The sequence below is a fragment of the uncultured Campylobacter sp. genome (genome assembly GCF_938017705.1).
Taxonomy (GTDB): domain Bacteria; phylum Campylobacterota; class Campylobacteria; order Campylobacterales; family Campylobacteraceae; genus Campylobacter_B.
The window spans coordinates 1-19,486 of record NZ_CALIIS010000037.1 but is presented as its reverse complement, the minus strand read 5'-3'; the positions used below and the strand labels follow the sequence as shown (position 1 = coordinate 19,486).

17 protein-coding genes are annotated in these 19,486 nt (G+C 46.6%); 11 read left to right on the top strand and 6 right to left on the bottom strand.

What is annotated here, in order from left to right:
• The first annotated feature begins 97 nt into the window (after window positions 1-97).
• Entirely contained in the window at window positions 98-409 is a 312-nt protein-coding gene (locus tag Q0605_RS01910) for a hypothetical protein (RefSeq protein WP_298703724.1), read from the top strand.
• Window positions 410-480: 71 nt separating this feature from the next.
• Here the strand turns inward: Q0605_RS01910 and Q0605_RS01905 are convergent, their stop codons facing one another.
• Entirely contained in the window at window positions 481-1,296 is an 816-nt protein-coding gene (locus Q0605_RS01905; protein ID WP_298703722.1) for a hypothetical protein, read from the bottom strand.
• A gap of 529 nt (window positions 1,297-1,825) precedes the next feature.
• Here Q0605_RS01905 and Q0605_RS01900 point away from each other — a divergent pair.
• Entirely contained in the window at window positions 1,826-2,455 is a 630-nt protein-coding gene (locus Q0605_RS01900) for a hypothetical protein (protein ID WP_298703720.1), read from the top strand.
• A 218-nt stretch (window positions 2,456-2,673) separates the two neighbouring features.
• Here Q0605_RS01900 and Q0605_RS01895 read toward each other — a convergent pair whose 3' ends face one another.
• The 3 genes from Q0605_RS01895 to Q0605_RS01885 all read right to left on the bottom strand — a co-directional run bounded on the left by Q0605_RS01895 (window position 2,674) and on the right by Q0605_RS01885 (window position 6,312).
• The gene (locus Q0605_RS01895) at window positions 2,674-3,462 is read right to left on the bottom strand and encodes a sulfite exporter TauE/SafE family protein (protein ID WP_298703718.1); all 789 of its coding nucleotides are present in this window, start codon (window positions 3,460-3,462) and stop codon (window positions 2,674-2,676) included.
• A gap of 119 nt (window positions 3,463-3,581) precedes the next feature.
• A complete protein-coding gene (locus Q0605_RS01890) occupies window positions 3,582-4,265 on the bottom strand; it encodes a hypothetical protein (protein WP_298703716.1) in 684 nt (227 codons plus the stop codon).
• Between the two features lie 622 nt (window positions 4,266-4,887).
• Window positions 4,888-6,312 (bottom strand): SPFH domain-containing protein, encoded by a 1,425-nt coding sequence (locus tag Q0605_RS01885; protein ID WP_298703714.1) that lies wholly within the window; start codon window positions 6,310-6,312, stop codon window positions 4,888-4,890.
• 159 nt (window positions 6,313-6,471) lie between these two features.
• On the opposite strand from Q0605_RS01885, the gene Q0605_RS01880 reads away from it, so the two are divergent.
• Together Q0605_RS01880 and Q0605_RS01875 are read left to right on the top strand one after the other, a co-directional pair.
• Window positions 6,472-7,491: an ABC transporter substrate-binding protein gene (locus Q0605_RS01880; RefSeq protein ID WP_298703712.1), complete on the top strand. Its 1,020-nt coding sequence runs from the start codon at window positions 6,472-6,474 to the stop codon at window positions 7,489-7,491.
• 443 nt (window positions 7,492-7,934) lie between these two features.
• On the top strand, window positions 7,935-8,498 hold the full coding sequence (locus tag Q0605_RS01875) for an isoprenylcysteine carboxylmethyltransferase family protein (RefSeq protein ID WP_298703710.1): 564 nt from the start codon (window positions 7,935-7,937) through the stop codon (window positions 8,496-8,498).
• Window positions 8,499-8,836: 338 nt separating this feature from the next.
• Here Q0605_RS01875 and Q0605_RS01870 read toward each other — a convergent pair whose 3' ends face one another.
• On the bottom strand, window positions 8,837-10,219 hold the full coding sequence (locus tag Q0605_RS01870; RefSeq protein WP_298703708.1) for an SH3 domain-containing C40 family peptidase: 1,383 nt from the start codon (window positions 10,217-10,219) through the stop codon (window positions 8,837-8,839).
• A 56-nt stretch (window positions 10,220-10,275) separates the two neighbouring features.
• Between Q0605_RS01870 and Q0605_RS01865 the strand changes: the two genes are divergently transcribed.
• Entirely contained in the window at window positions 10,276-11,613 is a 1,338-nt protein-coding gene (locus tag Q0605_RS01865) for an AAA family ATPase (RefSeq protein ID WP_298703706.1), read from the top strand.
• 8 nt (window positions 11,614-11,621) lie between these two features.
• Window positions 11,622-12,587 (top strand): DUF3137 domain-containing protein, encoded by a 966-nt coding sequence (locus Q0605_RS01860; RefSeq protein WP_298703705.1) that lies wholly within the window; start codon window positions 11,622-11,624, stop codon window positions 12,585-12,587.
• A 46-nt stretch (window positions 12,588-12,633) separates the two neighbouring features.
• Here Q0605_RS01860 and Q0605_RS01855 read toward each other — a convergent pair whose 3' ends face one another.
• Window positions 12,634-13,512: an aminotransferase class IV gene (locus Q0605_RS01855; RefSeq protein ID WP_298703703.1), complete on the bottom strand. Its 879-nt coding sequence runs from the start codon at window positions 13,510-13,512 to the stop codon at window positions 12,634-12,636.
• 83 nt (window positions 13,513-13,595) lie between these two features.
• Between Q0605_RS01855 and Q0605_RS01850 the strand changes: the two genes are divergently transcribed.
• From Q0605_RS01850 to Q0605_RS01830, 5 genes are all read left to right on the top strand, one after another.
• Window positions 13,596-14,099 (top strand): hypothetical protein, encoded by a 504-nt coding sequence (locus Q0605_RS01850; protein ID WP_298703701.1) that lies wholly within the window; start codon window positions 13,596-13,598, stop codon window positions 14,097-14,099.
• A 412-nt stretch (window positions 14,100-14,511) separates the two neighbouring features.
• The gene (locus Q0605_RS01845; protein WP_297893824.1) at window positions 14,512-15,321 is read left to right on the top strand and encodes a transporter substrate-binding domain-containing protein; all 810 of its coding nucleotides are present in this window, start codon (window positions 14,512-14,514) and stop codon (window positions 15,319-15,321) included.
• Window positions 15,322-15,415: 94 nt separating this feature from the next.
• Window positions 15,416-16,222 (top strand): transporter substrate-binding domain-containing protein, encoded by an 807-nt coding sequence (locus tag Q0605_RS01840; RefSeq protein WP_298703699.1) that lies wholly within the window; start codon window positions 15,416-15,418, stop codon window positions 16,220-16,222.
• 100 nt (window positions 16,223-16,322) lie between these two features.
• Window positions 16,323-17,126 carry a transporter substrate-binding domain-containing protein gene (locus Q0605_RS01835; RefSeq protein ID WP_298703697.1) on the top strand — a complete coding sequence of 268 codons (804 nt, stop codon included), beginning with the start codon at window positions 16,323-16,325 and terminating at the stop codon, window positions 17,124-17,126.
• A 509-nt stretch (window positions 17,127-17,635) separates the two neighbouring features.
• A partial coding sequence (locus Q0605_RS01830; protein ID WP_298703695.1) for a hypothetical protein occupies window positions 17,636-19,486 on the top strand: 1,851 nt, incomplete at its 3' end.

The window sequence follows — 19,486 nt, the reverse complement described above, 5'->3', positions numbered from 1 at the left end:
CAAAGGCTGAAATTTTCTCCGAGATAGAATTTCCGCGCGCTGGGTTATTTTGCTTCAGACATAAACTACCAAAAAAATAGGCGTCCTTGAAGCCTTTTTGATCGCCTCGCTAATTTGCATTTGCATCTATTCGGTCGCGATCGAAATATCAAACGACTGCTCAAATGCGGTATTTTTCGGTTTTGCTTATGTTCTTAATTACATAGGTGCCTTATTTCTAATATTTCATGCGCAAGCCGCCGACATCGTAGCCGTCATTTTAATAATCCTTTGTCCGCTCGCGTGGGCGTTTTATTTCAAATACGAATTTCAAAAATCGCTCGCGAAAGACATCGCAAGCAGTGATGAAATTTTAAATAGTGCAAACGGCGATGAAATTTTAAAAAGCAAAGCGCGCACGGAGAGTTAAATTTACAAAATTCCACCGCAAAGGGCTAAATTTACAAAATTTCGCCAAGGTTAAATTTTAAATTTTAAAATTTACCGCGCGGCGCTTTTATCCGTATCCTCGATCACAGCCTCTACGAAACGGGCGGTATCTATTAGCTCAAAGCCCCACACTTTGGGATCCGCAGTGATCTCATCATAAAAATATTCCAAATTTCTCGCAGGAGCGAGCATTCCTAATGCAAACGAAGCGAGTTTTATTTTACCGATCTTTTTGAGATGCGGCAGCAGCTCCTTTAAATCCTTATGATTAAACCAGCAGTCCGTTCTAAGGAAGCCGCCGTTTTTTGAGCTCGCGATCTTGCTTTTTAAAAAATCATCCATGCCGGGCGGCTCTTTTTGCAGCAGTCTGGTGCAGGCCAGATGATACTCGAGCTTTCTTTGACCTACCGCCGAGACAAAGCAAACGCCGTATCCCTGACGCATCCGGATAAACAAAACGTCGCCCTCCTCAAAATACGGCGTTTTTTGCTTCGAAATTTTGGGCCGTTTAAGCGGTCTAGGGTTTTCGCTTTTTAGCTGAAGCGCCAATTTGTCAAGCGCTTTTTGGCGGCTCTTTTGAGATTTTTCAAAGACCTTATTCCACATCTGGCTCGCGCCGCCTTTTATGATAGCAAGGGCTTTGTCGCGGATTTCGTCGTTTAAAAAACCGATCTTCCAAAGCGAATACGCCAGGGCCGTCCAATAAATCTCGCTATAAAGCTCATCGGTGCAGAAATTCTCCGCCTGCGCCAAAACATCTTGCAGGATAGTTTCAACATCTTCGCCGTCCTTGTAACGCTCTGTGATAGTCAAATATATATCGTATCCATCGTCGCTATCGATAATTTTTACCCCGTCTATCGCCATTTTATCTCCTTTATTTTGATCTTTTCTCTGCCGATTTCGCTGAGCCGAATTTTATCAAAATTTGAGCGCTTAAAAGACAAATCGCCATTGAAATTTCGCTTTAACGGCGGCGAGCTTTGCTTATAAATACAGCGCCACCCAGTTTATAAAATTTAACTAGCTCAAAATTTGGATGAATTTTTAAAATTTCACTCGCAAGAGCGGCTATCTACCAAATTCAGGCTTTCAGACATTCTTAAATTTTAAGCTTTTCTCTTGGGGGTGGAAGGGGTTCTACTTGCGAAGCGTCGCCTTCCTTTGCTTCAGCACTGCCTCGCAACTGCAAGTAAACCAGCCCCTAAAAACACCACCATCCTCTCATCGCGCGCTGTATATTTTCAAAGTAAAATTTACGCTTGTAGCAGCGCTGCGCCAAGCTAGCACGTCTTTAAGTTTGACGAATTTATTTAAACAAACGCAGTAAAATCCGAGCGTAAAATTTAACGGAGTAAATTTTACTTTGCATCAAAGCGCAAATCTAGGAGCTAAAATGCCAAAAATCGTAAATTTTTTCAGATGCGTCTGCACAGATATTTTCGCGGGTAAGGTCTTGCTATATCCGATTTTACTTACGGCTACGTTTTTAGCGGCTAGATCCGGCGCGTTTTGGCTGATAAATAACGCAATATTTGGCCTCGGTTACGACTGGGGTTTTCTGGGCCACGGCTTCTTTTTAATGTTTTACCACTTTATCATAAATGCGTATTTTTTAGTATTTTGCTCCTATATGCTATTTAGGGCTTCTTTTGCGCGCTGGCTCAAATTTATCTGGCTGGTGCTCGCTATTTTTATACTTATAGGCTGTATTTATGGCTATTTTGACGCTCATATAGACCGCCAAAAAGAAGGGGTATTCGTCGGCTTTTTTATCGCATCTTTAGTTGCGATTTGCGCTTATGTTCTAGTAATAACGATTGAGTTAAAAAGTTTCCTACCGATCGCATACACGGTCGTTTATCTGATTAGTTTCTCCGCCTCGATATGGATAGTTTTTAATACGCAAGGAAATTACACTACAATGGTTTTAAATATCCTTTGCCCGCTTGCGTGGACGTTTTATTTTAAATATAAATTTAAAGGAGCGCTTGCTAAAAACGCCGAAAACGAGAGTAAAATTTAAAGTAGAAAGTCGGACAAATTTGGAGATTTAGCGAGTTAAATTTTCACTTCGTCTGCAAATCCGTCAAATTCAGGATAAAATTTTACTACCCAAATTTTAGCTGTGATCAAAATACGCAAGCAAAAAAGCTATTTTGCGTTAAAGTCCTCAAATTTAATCGGTAAATTTCGCTCCAAAGAGCGGTTTTAAACGCCGATGTTTGACTAAATTTAGAAATCTTAAAAACTAGCCAAAAGATCCGAAACCCAAAATCCAAGCCGTGCCAAAAGTCCTAAGTCTAAAAATTTATCTATCGTTATACAAAGTATCGTGACGATAAGCGCGATCATCCAGCGCTTTTGAGCCTTTTTGCCGATCTTGTGCGAGGTTTTGACGCCCGCGTAAACACCCGCTAGCGAGCCGATGCCGAGCAACGCGCCGATTTCGTAGTGTACGAGCCCGTGCGCGGCAAGACTAATAAAGCCCGCGCTTGAGGAAAATATCACGAAAAATAGCCCCGTACTGACGGCCTTTTTGATGTCGTAGTTTAAAAAGCTGATCAAAATAGGCATCACGAATACCGCGCCGCCGATACCCACGCTGATCGCCACGGCGCCGACGAGCAGCCCCACGATAAAGAGCAAAATTTTAGATTCGTTGGGCTCGCCGGTGGGCTCGGTCGGGGTTTTGAATAGTTTGATTAAATTTATGATCTGCACTAAAATGAGCGTGCCAAGTAGAAATTTTGAGGAGAAATAGCTTACGATAAAGCCGCTGCTAAGCGCGCCACAAAAGCCCCCGAGCCCCAGCACCAGCGCCGGCGCGACGTCGAGCATTTTGCTTTTAAAATTTACGAACGAGCCGAAAATCGAGCTGAAGATCATCTGCATGATGCTGATGCCGATGGCGTACTTGACGTCGTAGCCGAAGAGCATCATCACGGGCACCACGACCGTGCCGCCGCCGATGCCGAAAAATCCGCTGATAAAGCCTACGCAGGCGCCGATTAAAATGTATTCAAAAAACATCCGTATCCCTTATTTCAGCCCCTTTGATCTCTCTGAATTCCGCTTTTTTCGGCTTGTAATTAAATTTTACCGTTTTGCGAGTCTTTAAATTTAAGCGCGAAATTTAGTAAATTTAAGCCTTATAGCCGTTTTGCTTCGCGCATCCATTCGCGGTAGCGCTCGCGCGAAATTTTTACTTTTTCATATCGCAAGGCGTCCGCGCGAAAGCATTTTAGGCTCAGTTCATTACCCTCAAAGCCCGCGAAATCAGCCTGCTCGTAGATGTCGCAACCGCCCTGTATGCAGTCTAAGACACCTACATATCTCTGCTCTTCGCTCATCGGCTCGGCAAAGCTCACCAAATGCACGCCGTTTGGAGCACCCCAGTAGCAGCCGCTCGCGGCCAGCGCGTCCCAACCCCGCAGATAGTGCACGCCGCTGAAGATAAAGCTCTCCTTGCCGAGCGTCCAGACGTCCGGCACGAAGCGCATGATCTGCGCTGAGGCTAGATCAAGCACGCTATAGCCGTATAAGTCCTGACGAAAAACGAGGTAAAATTTGCCGTCTACGTGACGGATTAGGCTAAAAAATTCCGCCCGATCGTCTATACAGCGCCAGCTTTTTATCTGCGTTTTGCTAGCATCAAACAGCGTGTATTCGCCGCCGCTGAAGCTTGTCGCGCCGAGCCTATATGCGTCCTTTACGATCTCATATCCGCCGCTTAAATTTATCGTTTGGCGCCGGGTAAAATTTCGCCCCTCGAAAAGAGTTTCCGCCTGCTTGATGCGCGCTTGGTACTGCGCGGAATTTACGGCGTTTGCCATCGTGTGCTCCTTAAAATTTTATGCAGACGGGTTAAATTTTGCGCTGCCGCCAACGCCGCGCGCTTCTTAAATTTCATCCGAACCGAATAAATTTAGCCTCGCAGGCGGCAAAATTTGACCGATAAACGGCAAGCTCAATCATTTGGCGGCAAACCTACAACTACTAAGTGCAATTCGCGTGAACGCTATGCACCCGCGCCTAAATTTTAAATCTTGCTTTGCCAATTTTTTAAAATTTACCCGCAGTTTCGGCACCCTGCGAATACTTGCGATACCGCGCCGTCTTTAATGCTCGCTCACGAGAGCCTGAAATTTTACGAGCGTTTGAAATGTGGCGTTTAAATTCCGCAATATTTAAAATTCCGCGGCATTTTGAAATTTCACGACGTTTTAAATTCCAGCGAAATTCAAAATTTCGCGAGTATTTGAAATTTCACAATCTTTAAAATTCCTCTAGCGTCTTAAATTTTATCCGATACGAGTAGGTAAACCACCCGGACGGGCAGACCGCTCAAATTTGCTCGCCCGCGCGGTGCCGCTAGCGATTATTCGAATTTACTTTCCTCCATAGCGCCGTTAGCGTATAAATTTAAAATTTTACTCGCCCGAGGCGCTGCAAATATTACTCGGACTTATCCCCCTCCTTGGCGCCTGAAATTTTATCCAGCACTTTTTTGCCGACCTCGCTTTGATTTAGCGCTTCAAGCATCGCGGCTAGCTGCGTGCCGCCCTTGGCGCTTAAAATTTCGCCGAATTTACTCATCCCCTCGCCTACGCTACCTTCGTTTGCGATGATCTTAAGATCCGCCGCGCTTAACGCCTTGGCCTGCTCTAGGCCGATGTCGCGGTTCGCTTCGATCTGTTTGATCGAAATGAGATAGGTCTGGTATCCCTGATTTTCGCCGATCTCGCGCGCGAGCTCGATCTGCGCGTTTACGGGCGCGAGCTCTTTTAGCCTAAGCGCCTCGGCCTCGGCGGAGCCTATCTTTAGCGTGCCCTGCGCTTCTTTATCCTTCATCTCCAAAAGCGCCGCAGCGGCGAGAAACTGCTTCTCTTTATCGCCCTGCGCTACTAAAATTTGATTTTCCTTGATCGCTTCGGCGTCGCGGATCTTGGCGTTTTTGCGCGCTTCGGCGTCGATCTCGATCTTGCGCTGCTCCTGCTCGGCTTTTACGATCTCCACTTGCTTTTTGATCTCGGCCTGCTTGACGTCGTTTACCCGCACGACCTCCATCGCCTTTTCCTGCGTGATCTTTTGCTGATCCTTGATGAGCTGCTCGGCTTGCTCCTTTGAGATCGCGACCTCTCGCTCGTTTTCGACGGTCTTAAGGCCCACCATCTTATTGGCTTCCTGCTGGCGCACTTCGGTTGCCTGCGCGGCTTCAATCTCGGCGATTTGAGCGAGCTTGGTGTTGTTTGCGACCTCGACGCGGCTTTCCTTTTCGATCTGGGATTTTTTCTTCTCCATGATGTTAAAGATAACCTTGCTACCGCTGCTATCGCGGATATCCATCAGCTCGATATTTTTGACGGGCTCGATACCCCAATTTTGCAGCTGCGTCTTTACAGCCTTGGTAAAATCATCTCCGAGCTCGGAGCGGATCTGCAAGATATCCTCAAGCACGCGACTCGAAAGGATCGAGCGGATCGAGCCTTGAATGATGTTTGTGAGCTGATTATTAAGGTCTTGAAAATTATTGACGCGTTGCGCGGCTAAATTTGAATCCACGATCCTAAAAAACGCTGTAATATCGACGACGAAAGGAAGCCTGCCCAGATCATACGCCTCATAATCCTCGATCTTGATGCTAAAGACCGAGACCGGCAAAACGATCTTCGTAACGCCCAGCGCCGGCACCCAGCTCGGGAATTCGTAGTAGCTGTTGCCGTTGCCGGTATCTTTGCCATAGCTCGTCGTCTTGCGCGCGCTCTGGACGATATGCACTTCGTTCGTCTCCACTACGCGCCTAAAAAACAGCGGCACGATGATAAAAAGCGCGATTAAAACCCCGGCGGCGGCGCCTATTAAATACAAAATTTCATCCATTTTCTCTCCTTTAAAAATGCTAAATTTAAAATGGATTATATAAAAATTTACTTTGAAAAATAATAAATAATCGCGGCGACAGCGGTTAAAATTTACGCAATTTTAATGAGATTTTATGTAATATCGCAGCGTATATTTCAATACCTTTTAGGAGAAAAAATGAAAAAATTTTTACTACTGCTTTTGGCGGGCGCGCTTTTTGCGAGCGCAGCAGAGCTTAGAACTATCAAGGATATGGACGGAGCTGAGGTCAAAATCCCCGCAAAAGTTGAGCGCATCGCGGCACTCTGGCACTCGAACAATCAAATTTTACTGGCCCTAGGAGGAGCGGACAAGATCGTCGCTACCACCGATAACATCAGCAAAAACGCATGGTTTCTTAAAATTTATCCGCGCCTAGCGCAGATCCCAGTACTGCTAAAAAATAACGACGTAAATTTGGAGGAGCTAATGAGCCGCAACCCCGACGTAGTCATCGTCTCAACCGCATTGGCGGGCGAAAATTTAGCTAAGCAAGGCTTTACGGTTTTAAAGGCGAGCTTTAGCGATTACGAGCAGATGAGGCGCAGCATCAGGATGTGCGGCGATATGCTAGGCGGCGACGCGCCGCAAAGAGCGAAGGATCTGATCTCAAATTTAGACAAAAATATCGCTTTGGTTAGCAGCCGCACCGCGAATTTAAGCCCCGATAAGCGCCCGCGCGTCCTTCACATCGTAGGCGGAAGCGATCTTTTAAAGATCGACGGCAAGGGCACGCTGATTGACTCGTGGATAGAGCTGGCCGGCGGAACGAATGCGATCACCGCTACAAAAGGCCCGATGAAGACTATCACCGCCGAGGAGATCATCGCGAGCAACCCGCAGATCATAATCGTAGGCGGCGATCACAACGAAGATGCGGTAGAGAAGATCAAATCCAGCCCGGTTTACAGCGGCACGGATGCGGTCAAAAACGGACGCGTTTACGGCAATCCGCGCGGGGTTTTCAACTGGGATCGATACGGCGCGGATACGGTGCTTCAAATTTTATGGGCGGCGAAAACTATCCAGCCGGAGCTATTTCCCGACATTGACATAAAGGCCGAAACGAAGGCATTTTATAAAAAATTTATGAATTACGAGCTCAGCGATACGGAATTCGGCTATATCTTAAAAGGACTTAGTCCAGAGGGTAAATAGCGCGCGGCACCAAACGAACGGCGTCAGTGCTACACCTAGCAGGCAGCATCCGTGCCGAATACTCATCGTGTAGTAGGCGGCGGATACATCTGCGCCGAATAGACAATCCGTCCTATTTCGGCACCGGATAGACAAATCGTCTAGTCATACGGACGAACAGGCGTCGTCGTATCGTCAAAACAAGCGGCACTATCGCATTTTTGGCGCATTGAAGTGCGGATGCTGCCCACATAAAGTGTAGATCCCATCGGCGCTTGGCGCGTCGATACCCGAATGAGCGGCGTCGATGCCGCCCGAAGCGGCACCCCTAACGCGCGCGCGGCGTACCGAGCAAGCAGTGCACCCGAATATACAGCGCGAGACGGAATAAAATTTAAACCCGCGGCGAGCAAACAAGGGGAAAACAAAGCTGCGAGATAAAATTTAAAGCAAAGGAGGCGGTCATGGAAATTTCATTTTTTACGACGCTTGAGCCTGCTCTAGCGGGCGCTTGGATACCCTCATTTGCGATGGTGCTGATACAGTTCGCGTATATGTTTATCTACAAAGAGGTCGGCAAACGCGCCACCGATACCTCGTGGTACACGCTCGCGGACAAGCGAAATGCGATCATAAGCTCGCTGCTGCAAGTAGCGCTGCTTATTTTATCGGTGTTCGTGCCGCTTAAGACGGGCAGCGCGTGGTTTTGGATCGGAGCGGCGATCTACGTAGCGGCTTTTGCGGGCTTCATCAAGGCGTTTTACGACTATGCGGCGGCTCCTGCGGACAGAGCCGCACAGGGCGGCATCTACCGCCTATCGCGCAATCCGATGTACTTCTTTTTCTTTCTCGGCATGGCGGGCGTTTGTATCGCCTCGGCGTCACTGTGGCTACTCATAGTGATAGTGCCCTTTGCCGTATATAATCATCTCGTAGTCCTGGGCGAGGAGCGCTACTGCGAGCAAGCTTACGGGCAGGAGTATCTAAAGTATAAACGCAAGACGCCGAGATATTTTTTGTTCTTTTAAGGGGAGCGGCGCGCGATTGAGCTTTAAAGTAGGAGCGTAAATTTAGATAGCGCTTTAAAATTTTAACCAGACTTGCGGGCTAATTTTAAAATTTCTCCCGAAATTTTAAGGACTGCAAGACCTGAGACTTAAATTTAGACTAAATTTAAAACCAGAAATTTTAAATTTGCTCGCCGTCTAGGCTAAATTTAAAATGGCGCAGCACTTAAAACGCCATTTTAAATTTACGCTTGCGCGCACCGCAGCATCGTCAAGCAAGCGACTCCACCAACGGCAAAAGCAAACTATAACGACGGCTGCTAAGCGAAGCTCAATTCGCTCTTATACCCGCAAGCAGCCTAATTTCCGCTCGCATACGCAGATAGAGTGCTCGGATCCTCAGGAGTGAACCGATCGTCCGAAATAGCGTTATCCTCGCCCGAAAGCACGCTCATCGCGTTGATACGCGAGATTAGCAGGCGATCCTCGGCGATGTCCGCGCGATCCGAGCCGATAGTAAGCGACGTAATCGCCGTGCGCCCGATGATCGCGCGCCCGCCGTCCATCGTGCGAAGCCCCCAGATATCGTGCAGCACCGCAGGCTTGCCATCCACCTGCCCTACGTAGAGCATCACGTGGCCGGGCATATACAGCAGGGTTTTATACGCCACGCCGTTTTTGCCGATGAGCTCGAGCTTTTCATCCGCGCTCATCCCCGCCAGCGAAAAACGCTTGCCACGGCCCGATTGCGCCTTAGAATTTCGCGGCAGCCACAGCCCGAAATTTGCCAAAAAGTCTTTCGTCATAAGCGAGCAATCGCGAAGAAATTTATACCCACCCCAGCCGTATTTCTGCCCGAGCAGGCTAGCGGCTACGATCTTTGAGTTTTGCTCATCAAGCGGCGCGGGCCAAAGCCTCGCATCCTCCGCGCTGACGAAATATCTTTTGCCGCCAAACTGCGTTAAAATTTCGCCGCTAAATACGCTCTGCACGCCGAGCGTACCGCCAAGATCGCGCTCGCCGCTAAAATCATACGGCAGGATCGTGCCGGTGCGCGCCCTAAAAAGCTCAGCGCCGCTTTCGTCATAAATGGCGGCGCCGTCGCGCAGGATCGTTATAAATTTAGAATTTGCGTAGATATCCGCCTGTTGCGGACTGATGCGCTTTATCGCGTCGCTTCTGATCCAGCTCCACACGCCGTCGTTGCGCACGAACGCCCACGCGCCGTCTCTGCTGTAATGCGACAGCAGCAGCGGATAGCCCACGCTCACGGCGGAATTTGCGGCGTAATCAAACGGCTCGCCCTCCCCCGGCTCGCTCGGATCGCCGAAAATCGGCAGATCGCTTGGGATATTTCGCAGCAGTGCGTTTTTTACCGTTATAGCGGGCTCGGAGATCAGCCCGAACGCCTCTTCGTTCGCGTTTATACGAATGCTTTGATAGATCGCATCGTCGTATATCCTGCCTGCGGCGTCAAAATGGCGCCCCTTGGCGTAATTAAGCCCCCAAAACGTATCGATTTCCGCTTTAATAGGCGCATCATCAAACCAAATTTTAAAATAGCGGCTCTTAAACGCTTTTCCGCTTATGTTTTGCACCGAAGCGGGAGCTGGCAGCCGCTCGCTGTTTTGAGCGTATTCGAGATCCAAAACAGCGGGATTTTCCGGGATAAACTTATGGACGGTTTTACCACAACCTGCAAGGATTAAAGCGGAGAATATGAGAGATACTAATCGTTTCAAACAAAATGCCTTTTAAAAAATTTTGGCTATAATTTTGCCAAAAAATAGGAAAAAACTTGATAAATTTCATCATCCAAAAGCTAAAAGATCGCAATATTTTCATCACGGGCGGCGCAGGCGTGGGCAAAAGCTACGTAATAAAAGAGCTCATCGAAGATTACCGCGCTCGCGGCAAGCTCGTCATCGTACTCGGCAGCACCGGCATCAGCGCCGTAGAGATCGGCGGCGTGACCGTGCATAGCTTCTTCCGCTTCGGCATTTGCAAAAACCACGAGGAGCTAAAGGGCTTCGATCGCAAACAAAGCGGCAAACTAAGCGAGCTACGAAAAATTTTAGCCCTCACAGATCTCATCGTGATCGATGAAATTTCGATGATCGGCGCCGAGCTTTTCGAGATGATCTATCTTAGAATTTCAAATTCTAAATTTAACGGACGGCTGCTCGTTACGGGCGATTTTTATCAGCTTCCGCCGGTGCGCAAAGAGGGCGAGAGCGCGCCGCGCGCGAGCCTATTTAGCGGCTCGGATTACGCCTTCGGCTCCTACGCGTGGAGGCAGTGCGAGTTTTTTTACGTCGAGATGATAGGCTCCAAGCGCACCGCGGATGCGGCGCTATACCGCCTGCTTTGCGAGCTGCGGCTCGGCATCACGAGCGAGCAGACGGCGGAGCTGATGCGATCTTTGCTCATCGATGCCGCGCAAGCAGAACCAGATGCCACGATAATCTCGGGTAGAAACGCCGAAGTAGATGCGATAAACAACTCCAGGCTAGCCAAGCTTAATGCACCGCAGAGCAGCTTTGAGGGCGTTTATGAAGCGCTGCAAAGCGGAGTGAGCGAGCAGAAAATTCAAAAATGGATCGCCTCGCTAAATACGCCGCAAAGTCTGACGCTGAAAGAGGGCGCAAAGGTGCTGTTTACCGCAAACAAAAGCGGCGAGTTTTTTAACGGCGAGCAAGGCGTCGTCGAAAAGATCGAAAAAAGCTCCAGCGGCGAGATCGAAAGCGTGGTCGTAAAAAAGCCCTCCGGCGTGCTAAGCCGCGTGGGGCTGCAAACATACGAACTAAGCGAGATCGCCGCGAGCGGCGCGGATGCCGAGCAGATCGTGCTGGCGCGGTATTATCAGTTCCCACTCAAGCTCGCATACGCCATCACGATCCACAAATCCCAAGGCATGAGCATTCCGCAGCTCATCTGCGACATCGACAGGATCTTTGCCAAAGGGCAGCTCTATGTGGCGCTTTCGCGCGCGACGAGCCTTGCGGGGCTCGGGGTAATATATACGCGCGCGGAGCCCTTGCTGCGGTATTTGCAGCGCAACGCAAGCGCGGATGAAGCCGTGGTGAAATTTTATCAAGAGAACGAATTTTATAAAATTTCGGATCAAAAAATTTAAGGAAACGCATGCAATTAGACAGGGCGATAGCGCTGAGTAGAGCCAAACAAAAAAAGTGCATTTGCAAGGTAGTGATGATCTATGCCAAGATAGCATTTTTGTATCTGTTTCCATTTATAGTGATGTTTTCGATCGATGCGGTATTTAAAACAGACGACGATACGGATTACAAGATGATCGAAGTCTATCTTATCTACGCGGTGCTTTTAATTTGTTACGTTGCTTATATTTACGACGACATTACAGGCACCGCTTATGAATATAAACTGTTTTACAAAAAAGTTTTGGTGCGCACGGCGATCTCACAGGCGTATCCGCAGCTTACTTATTCGCCAGGTCGCGGCATAAGCGCGAAGGAATTCAGGCGAGCGGGAATCTTTGCAAACTCCGATTTTATCGGCGAAGATGAGATAAAAGGCGAATGGGATGGGGTAAAATTTAGCCTTAGCGAGGCGATTAGAATCAAAAAGAACTACGATCTGGGCATAGACAATACCTATGTGAAGCTAGCTTCGCTTGCGATGAGCTTATATGATGCGTATATGGATTTTAACGGCAGCGTGCTGATATGCGAATTCGGCAAGAGATTTTACGCCAAAACCATCTTGGCGAGCCGCGAGCTAAATACAAAAATTTTAGGCGAGAAGGAGCTAATGGACAACGTCGTTTTTAATAGCGAATTTCGCGTGTTTGCTGACGACAAGGTCGAAGCTCGCTATCTATTGACGCCTACGTTGATGGAGCGACTAAATGAGCTGAAGCGATACTATTATAAATTTAGCATCAGTGCGGCATTTATGGATAATAAATTTTACCTATTTCTAAACGGCGCGCCGAACCGCTTCGAAACAGAGCTATTTAGCATACCTCCGACAACCGGAACGGCGTATGCTCATCAATACGAACTGGCTGAGATTTTAGAATTAGTAAGCGAGCTGGGTCACATAACCGGGGAGCTAGAAAGCAAAATTTAATCAGCCCGCATAATTTAAATTTAACGGGCTAAATTTGACCGCCCTATTACAGTCCCGCTTCGGCTTTTAGCCGTGCCGCGTACATCTCGCGCAGGCGCGGTACGTATTTGCCGACCGTGCCGCCTCCGATCGCTCTGCCGTCTGCTTTTACGATCGGCAGCACCATCAGCGTCGCCGCGCTGATAAAGGCTTCATCGGCTTCATAAACCTCGCTCATTCCAAACGCCCGCTGCTGCACGCTAAGCCCCGCCTGCTCGGCAAGACCTAGGATCACCTTGCGGCGGATGCCCGGCAGTATATCGTTTGAAAGCGGCCGCGTGATCAGAACGTCATCTTTGATGATAAATGCGCTGGAGCTCGAACACTCGGTAACGAGCCCGTCCTCGATCAAAAAGCACTCATAAGCACCCGCCTTGTGAGCCTCGTGCTTTAAGATGCACTGAGCTAAAAGCGAGATCGATTTTATATCGCGCCTGTGCCAGCGGATCTCGGGCAGACTTACGATCTCAATCCCCTCTTTTGCGAGCGGATTATCAAAAATTTGCGTATGATACACAAAAGCAAAGACGCTGGGCTCTATGCCGCGGACGTAGTCAAAATCGCGCATCGCCGCACCTCTTGTGATCTGAGTGTAGAAAGCGCCCTCTTTTACGCCGCCCTGCGCGATGAGCTCATATAAAATTTCCTCATATTTTTCGCGAGAATATGGAATTTTCAGCTCGATCTGCGCAGCGCTGCGCTCAAAGCGCTCCCAAAAATCCGCTCTGTCGCAAATTTTAGAATTTACCACGGGGGCTACCTCATAGATGCCGTCTCCAAGCACGAAACCGCGATCAAAAGGGCTTATTGCCGCATCCCTCGCCGCGCAAAACTTGCCATTAATATAAACTATCTCGTCGCCGCTCATTCCGCTGATTTCAAACATAATCGCTCCTTGAAATTTCGCGCTATTTTATCTTATAACAATTTAATTTAAGATATAATGCCGCAAAAATCGAAGGAGCTCCGATGGATAAATCAAATTTTAAAGATAGACTTTTAGATATTATGTTTCATGTATCGCATAAACCCGTGCTTTTCCGTGATCTGCTCGAAGCCAACGCCGAGTTTAACGACGGGATGCTCGTCGATCCTTCGAAGCTAAATTTTAAATTTAACTACGGCAAATCCTACGTTATCTTCGCTTGCTTCGCATTCGTCTGCGTTATGTTTTTGATAACGCTGACGCACGCGATGTTTGAAAAGATCGACTTTCACTTCTCCATTTTATTTACGATCATAGCGACGTCGGCGGTTTTTATCGGCTTTGATTGCTTCAAAGCGTGGGCTAGAAAAAAGCTAACGCATAAGCTTATCAAACGCGCTTGGGCAAACCATTTCCTCTACTTCCCCTACGAAAAATACAGCCGCATAGTCGAAAACATCTACAACGAAGCGCTCAAAAACGACGTGCCTAGACGCGAGCTAGAACAATACGTGCTAAGCAAAATCGTAGAAGTTGGCGAAAAATAGTTTTAAAATACCGCAAAATTCTATAACACAAAACAGCATTTCAACCCAAGCAAATTTTAAAATTTTATTGCGAAATATGCGGCACGTAGGCAAGACGTAAAAATTCCAGCTCGAAAAGCAAGCAGGTATGATGGATAAATTCCAAATCAAATTATATGTCGGTACTGCAAAAACTGCGCTGTAAATTACGATAGATAAATTTTAATTAAAGTCTATACTTTCCTGCGCGACATTTAGCTACCGCTAAATTTCACTTCATAAAATTTTATCTATCGCTTCTTAAATTCTAATCTCGTTCACTTACTGCCGATTTAGCAATCCGTATTATGTAATTGAAGTTATGTTTAACTATTTTAGGGTAAAATCACGCAATATCTAAGGGATAATATTAAATTTAAGAAAAGGATAGTTTATGAAGCTACTTTTTTGCATTATTTTTGCACTTTGCAGCAGTGTTTTTGCGGGCAGTTTGGAGCAGATCAGATCTGCCGGAGTCGTTAAAATCGGTGTTCGTGATGGTAGGCCACCTTTTAGTGATGAAAAAAGTGGTAATTTCGAAGGCTTTGAAATCAACCTTGCAGATGCTATAGCTAAGAGCATATTCGGTGATAAGCGCGGTAGGGTCGAGTTCGTCCCTCTAAACGCCAGCGATAGGATCTCTGCATTACAAAACGATAAGGTAGATCTTGCAGTCGCGACCATCACGATAACGCAAGATAGAAAAAGGCAAATCGACTTTTCTTATCCATATTTTTCGATGAGTTTGGGAGTTTTGACACGTAAAAGCGACGGCATCAAAAGTATAGACGATCTTTCAAACAAAAAGGTCCTAGTAGAGGGTAGCGGGACTACGGCAGAAAATTTTTTGTATAAAAATAAAATCCACAATCTAATCCATTGCTCCATTACTACCGAATGCTACGATATGCTTAAGCAAGGCAAAGCCGATGCTTACGTTAACGATAATCTCATCGTGCTAGCTTATTCCATTATCGATGATAACTTAGAAGTAGCAATCCAAAATCTAGGTAATCCGGAATTCTTAGGCATCGGGGTGCGCAAAGGCAATACCGAACTGCTTGATCTGATAAATAAAGAGCTTGTTACACTTAGCAAGCAGGGCTTTTTCGAACGTTCTTACGATGAAACTTTCAAGCCATTTTATCAAGGCGCTGCAGATAAAAAATATTTCTTACTAGATGGGCTCTATGCCATATTTTAGGACGAAATTTAGCAGTGTTTTATCTAACGGCTTCGACTAAAACGTCATTTATGATAAGCGGATAATATGCGAAATCCCATTTTAAGGACATAAAATGAAACTACTTTTTATAGCGGCTCTATTTTGTGCGGCGCTTTTTGCCGATAGCCTAGATCAAATCAGACAAAACGGCGTCATTCGCATCGGAGTGCGCGACGCCCATCCGCCGCTTTGCGAGTCTAATGGCGGCAAATTTGAAGGATTTGAAATCGATCTTGCAAACGCTATTGCTAAAGAAATTTTCGGCAAAAAAGAGGGCAAAATCGAGTTCATCCCGTTAAGCGTAAATGATAGAATTCCATTTTTAGAGGCAAATAAGCTTGATTTAGTTATCGGTCTATTTAGCATCACCAACGAACGAAAAAGAAAGATCGATTTCTCCCTCCCCTACCTCTCCGCAAATTTAGGCGTATTAACGCGCAAAGCCGACGCTTTTACCGATATCGCGCAGCTTCATGATAAAAAGATCGCATTCGAAGGCGACGCGACGGTAGCCGAGAAATTTTTCAAAACCAAGGGATTTAAAAATTTAGGCCATTGCGCTTCGGCTAAGGAATGCTACGAAATGATTCGAAATGGCGATGCGGACGGCTATATAAACGACAATCTCATAGTGCTTGCATATTCCGTCATCGATGATACTTTGGAAGTGCCGTTTAAAAACCTAGGCCCTAGCGATTTCATCGGCATCGGCGTGCAGAAAGATAATAAAGAACTACTTGATTTCGTCAATGCAGAGCTCATCAAGCTAAGCAAAGAGGGCTTTTTCAAAAAGGCCTACGAGCAAAGCTTTGATCCATTCTATCGCGGTACGGCAGATAAGAAATATTTTCTGCTAGATGGAATTTATAATATGCTCTAAGGGCTTGCTTTAAATTTTGAGTCCGGCTTTTAGAATTTTAATAAATAAAATTTCCCGCTTTGTTTGAAGGCGGAAAAGAGATTAAATTTAAGGATTTGCCATGAAATTGCTTCTTGCAATGTTGCTACCATTTATCGTTGCTTTCGCCGATAGTTTGGAACAGATCAGATCAAAAGGCGTCGTTCGCATCGGCGTTTACGACGGACAGCCTCCTTTTAGCGAGCTGAACGATGGAACTTTCGAGGGCTTTGAAGTTACGATGGCACAGGCCATAGCAAATGATCTTTTCGGCGAAAAAGGCGGCAGAATCGAGCTTGTACCGATGAAGGTCGAGGATAGAATTCCAGCACTAGTAAATAACCGCGTAGATATCGTCATCGCTACGATTACCATTACGCCTGAACGCGCGCAGCAGATCGATTTTTCAACACCGTATTTTTCGGTAAATCTTGGAGTTTTAACCCGCAAGACCGATAGAATAAAATCCTTAGCCGATCTGCGAGAGAAAAGAATTTTACTTGAAAGCGGCGGTACAGGCGAGGCATTTTTTAAACAAGAAGGCTTTGAAAATTTTACATTTTGCAAGATCGCCAGAGAGTGCTACCGCATGCTAAAAGACGGCGACGTGGACGCCTACGCGACCGATAATCTAATCGCAATGGCATATCCAGTAGTCGATAGCGAGGTAGAAGTGCCGCTTAAAACGCTAGGTAAGCCTGATTTCATGGGTATTGGCGTGCAGAAAGGTAATAAAGAGCTACTGGATTTTGTCAATGCAGAGCTTATAAAGCTAAGCAAAGAGGGCTTTTTTGAAAAGGCATACGAAGGGACTTTTAATCCATTTTATCACGGCGCTGCGGATAAAAGATATTTCTTGCTAGATGGAATTTACAGCTTCTTGTAGGATTTGCGGCTCATTTTAAAATTTATTACGCAAGATTTATCACGTAAATTTTATCTTCTGCTTGCTATGCTTTAGCTCTTGCAGCAGGGATCACATAAAATTTATCGCGCAATCTTGCTCGTTTAAATTTTTCAAAAAAGCTTTTTCGCGGGCGAAACGGCATTTATAAAAAATTCCGCTCGTTTAAAAATTTACCCTGCATAAATTCCATGGCAGCTTGGAATTGCTAAAATAAATTTAGCTTAGATTTTTATTATTTCAAATTTTACTAAAAATCCTCTTGCTAGGATTTTTTACCACTTGCAATCCGCTCAAAATGCCCCCTCTAAAAAGGGGTAAATTTTACAGTCAAGAATTTATTCTGCGCAAAGAGTAAATTTTTACTACTTGAAATTACAAACGCAGCTCCCTCTGTCAAAGACCAACCAGTGCTTCTTTAAATTTCATATTGCAAACTGATCTATTTTTATGTATAATCGCAAACTTTATGAATTTTAAAGGATCAATATATGAAAAAATCCATCTGCTCCTCTATGCTTAGCCTCACAGCGGTGCTCGCACTAGCGCCCGCACAAGCACTTTGCAATGCAGATTCTAATCCGCCGCTTATCCATACCCATAATAACCTCTATTCGGCGGGATTTAGCGGCAATACTAGCGGCAGCGGAAGCACCAGCCCAAATGGCAATATTACGACGATTACGGGCGTTGCAAGCGGCGGGACGGATTACTCCGGCAGCGTGATTTACGGCGGAGGAAGCGGCGACGGGATCGCTGGCTTTACCGAGTTAAACTCTGCTTCCAACAATAGACTTACGATTAGAGGCGCAAACGCTTACGTAGGTATCGCAATAGGTGCCGAAGCCAAGGGTGTATCGGATAATTATGTGAGCTTAGAAAACGGCTCTAAGGTCAATTTGGTCGTGGGCGGACAAGGCATAGCGGCGTCTAAAACGGGGAACGAAGGCGAAGCGACGCGAAATCAGGTTTTTGTAAAATACGGCGCCGAAATCACGGGAAATGCCAATAACTTCGGCGGTAGCTCAAATAGACATTACAATATCATCGGCGGCAGAAGTGGAGCGGACAAAAAAGCTTCCTCTAACGCCGTAACGATCGACGGAGGCACTATCGGCAACGGCTCCGTTACGAATGTAATCGTGGGCGGTATAGTAAGCGGCGGCGGTGATGCCGTATCAAATAGAATAACTATCAAAGGCGGCACGTTTAAGGGAGACTTCGACATATTCGGCGCTCAATCCTCCACAGGGCAAAGTAACTCTAATAGCGTCAATATAACGGCGCCTTATTACGGCGGCACAAGCACTATTACTTTAAGCGGTAGTGGTAGAATTTGGGGCGCAGCGAGCGGAAGCGGAAACTCTAACGCAAACTCCGTATCCATAAGCGCAAAGCTAAAAGCGCAAAATTACCAAGTAGCAGGCGGCCAAGCAAATAGCGCTAGCGTAATGAGCGCAAATCGCGTAGAAATCAACAACGACGATGCAATCGTAGGCAGCGTCACAGGCTCTTTGGGCGGCGCCTCAAGCTCGCGAAGCGTAGTTGATCTTATAAAAGGTACAGTAAAAGGCGATGTCGCGGCAGCAAACAGCATTGCAGGCGAATCGGACGGCGATAGAGTTACTCTAGGAGCGTCAGACTCCAACAAAGGCGTGCACGTAGGCGGCAATGTCTATGGCGCACGTGCAGGAAGCGTCAAAAACGCAGTCGTTTATATCAATAAAGAAAGAACGACGATAGCAGGAGACGTCTTTGCGGGCTACGCTACAAGCGGCAGCGTCGAGAATAGCAACGTAAATTTTAGAGGCGGCACTATAAGCGGTACAATCTACGGCAGCAATAAGCCTACGGATAAAACTAATACCTTACATATAGAAAATTGGGTCGGCGGCGGCATTAAAAAAGCTAAAGACATTAAAAATTTCGGCTCTATAAATTTTCATGATCTATATTCCACTACCCAAGCCGATGCGCCGCTTACTCTAACCACTGGCGGCAATACGAATTTAAACGGCACAAAGATAGAGGGTATAAAATCAGATCTCGGCGAAGGAAAGTACTATCTGATACATAATTCAGGCGGCGGCACGATTACTAGAGCCGCACAAACCGTGCAAGATAATCAAATTTATACGATTACCGACAAAGACCACTATCAAATCACCGGCACCACGATCGAGGTCGAAAACAGTAAGAATTTAATCATGCAGAAAGGCACATTAACTCGTTCTTGGATAGATCCCAACTTCGATCAAAGCGAGCTAATGCAAAATCAAAATTCCAACAAGGCTGCGGGCGCTACTGAGCTATTCGGCAATAAAGGAAACACCGTAATAGTA

Bases quoted from the DNA above. Each gene is read 5' to 3' on its own strand.
- Q0605_RS01895 (WP_298703718.1), bottom strand. From the start codon at position 3,462: ATGTTTTTTGAATACATTTTAATCGGCGCCTGCGTAGGCTTTATCAGC.
- Q0605_RS01890 (WP_298703716.1), bottom strand. From the start codon at position 4,265: ATGGCAAACGCCGTAAATTCCGCGCAGTACCAAGCGCGCATCAAGCAG.
- Q0605_RS01850 (WP_298703701.1), top strand. From the start codon at position 13,596: ATGGATAAATCAAATTTTAAAGATAGACTTTTAGATATTATGTTTCAT.
- Q0605_RS01880 (WP_298703712.1), top strand. From the start codon at position 6,472: ATGAAAAAATTTTTACTACTGCTTTTGGCGGGCGCGCTTTTTGCGAGC.
- Q0605_RS01875 (WP_298703710.1), top strand. From the start codon at position 7,935: ATGGAAATTTCATTTTTTACGACGCTTGAGCCTGCTCTAGCGGGCGCT.
- Q0605_RS01855 (WP_298703703.1), bottom strand. From the start codon at position 13,512: ATGTTTGAAATCAGCGGAATGAGCGGCGACGAGATAGTTTATATTAAT.
- Q0605_RS01845 (WP_297893824.1), top strand. From the start codon at position 14,512: ATGAAGCTACTTTTTTGCATTATTTTTGCACTTTGCAGCAGTGTTTTT.
- Q0605_RS01885 (WP_298703714.1), bottom strand. From the start codon at position 6,312: ATGGATGAAATTTTGTATTTAATAGGCGCCGCCGCCGGGGTTTTAATC.
- Q0605_RS01905 (WP_298703722.1), bottom strand. From the start codon at position 1,296: ATGGCGATAGACGGGGTAAAAATTATCGATAGCGACGATGGATACGAT.
- Q0605_RS01900 (WP_298703720.1), top strand. From the start codon at position 1,826: ATGCCAAAAATCGTAAATTTTTTCAGATGCGTCTGCACAGATATTTTC.
- Q0605_RS01840 (WP_298703699.1), top strand. From the start codon at position 15,416: ATGAAACTACTTTTTATAGCGGCTCTATTTTGTGCGGCGCTTTTTGCC.
- Q0605_RS01835 (WP_298703697.1), top strand. From the start codon at position 16,323: ATGAAATTGCTTCTTGCAATGTTGCTACCATTTATCGTTGCTTTCGCC.
- Q0605_RS01860 (WP_298703705.1), top strand. From the start codon at position 11,622: ATGCAATTAGACAGGGCGATAGCGCTGAGTAGAGCCAAACAAAAAAAG.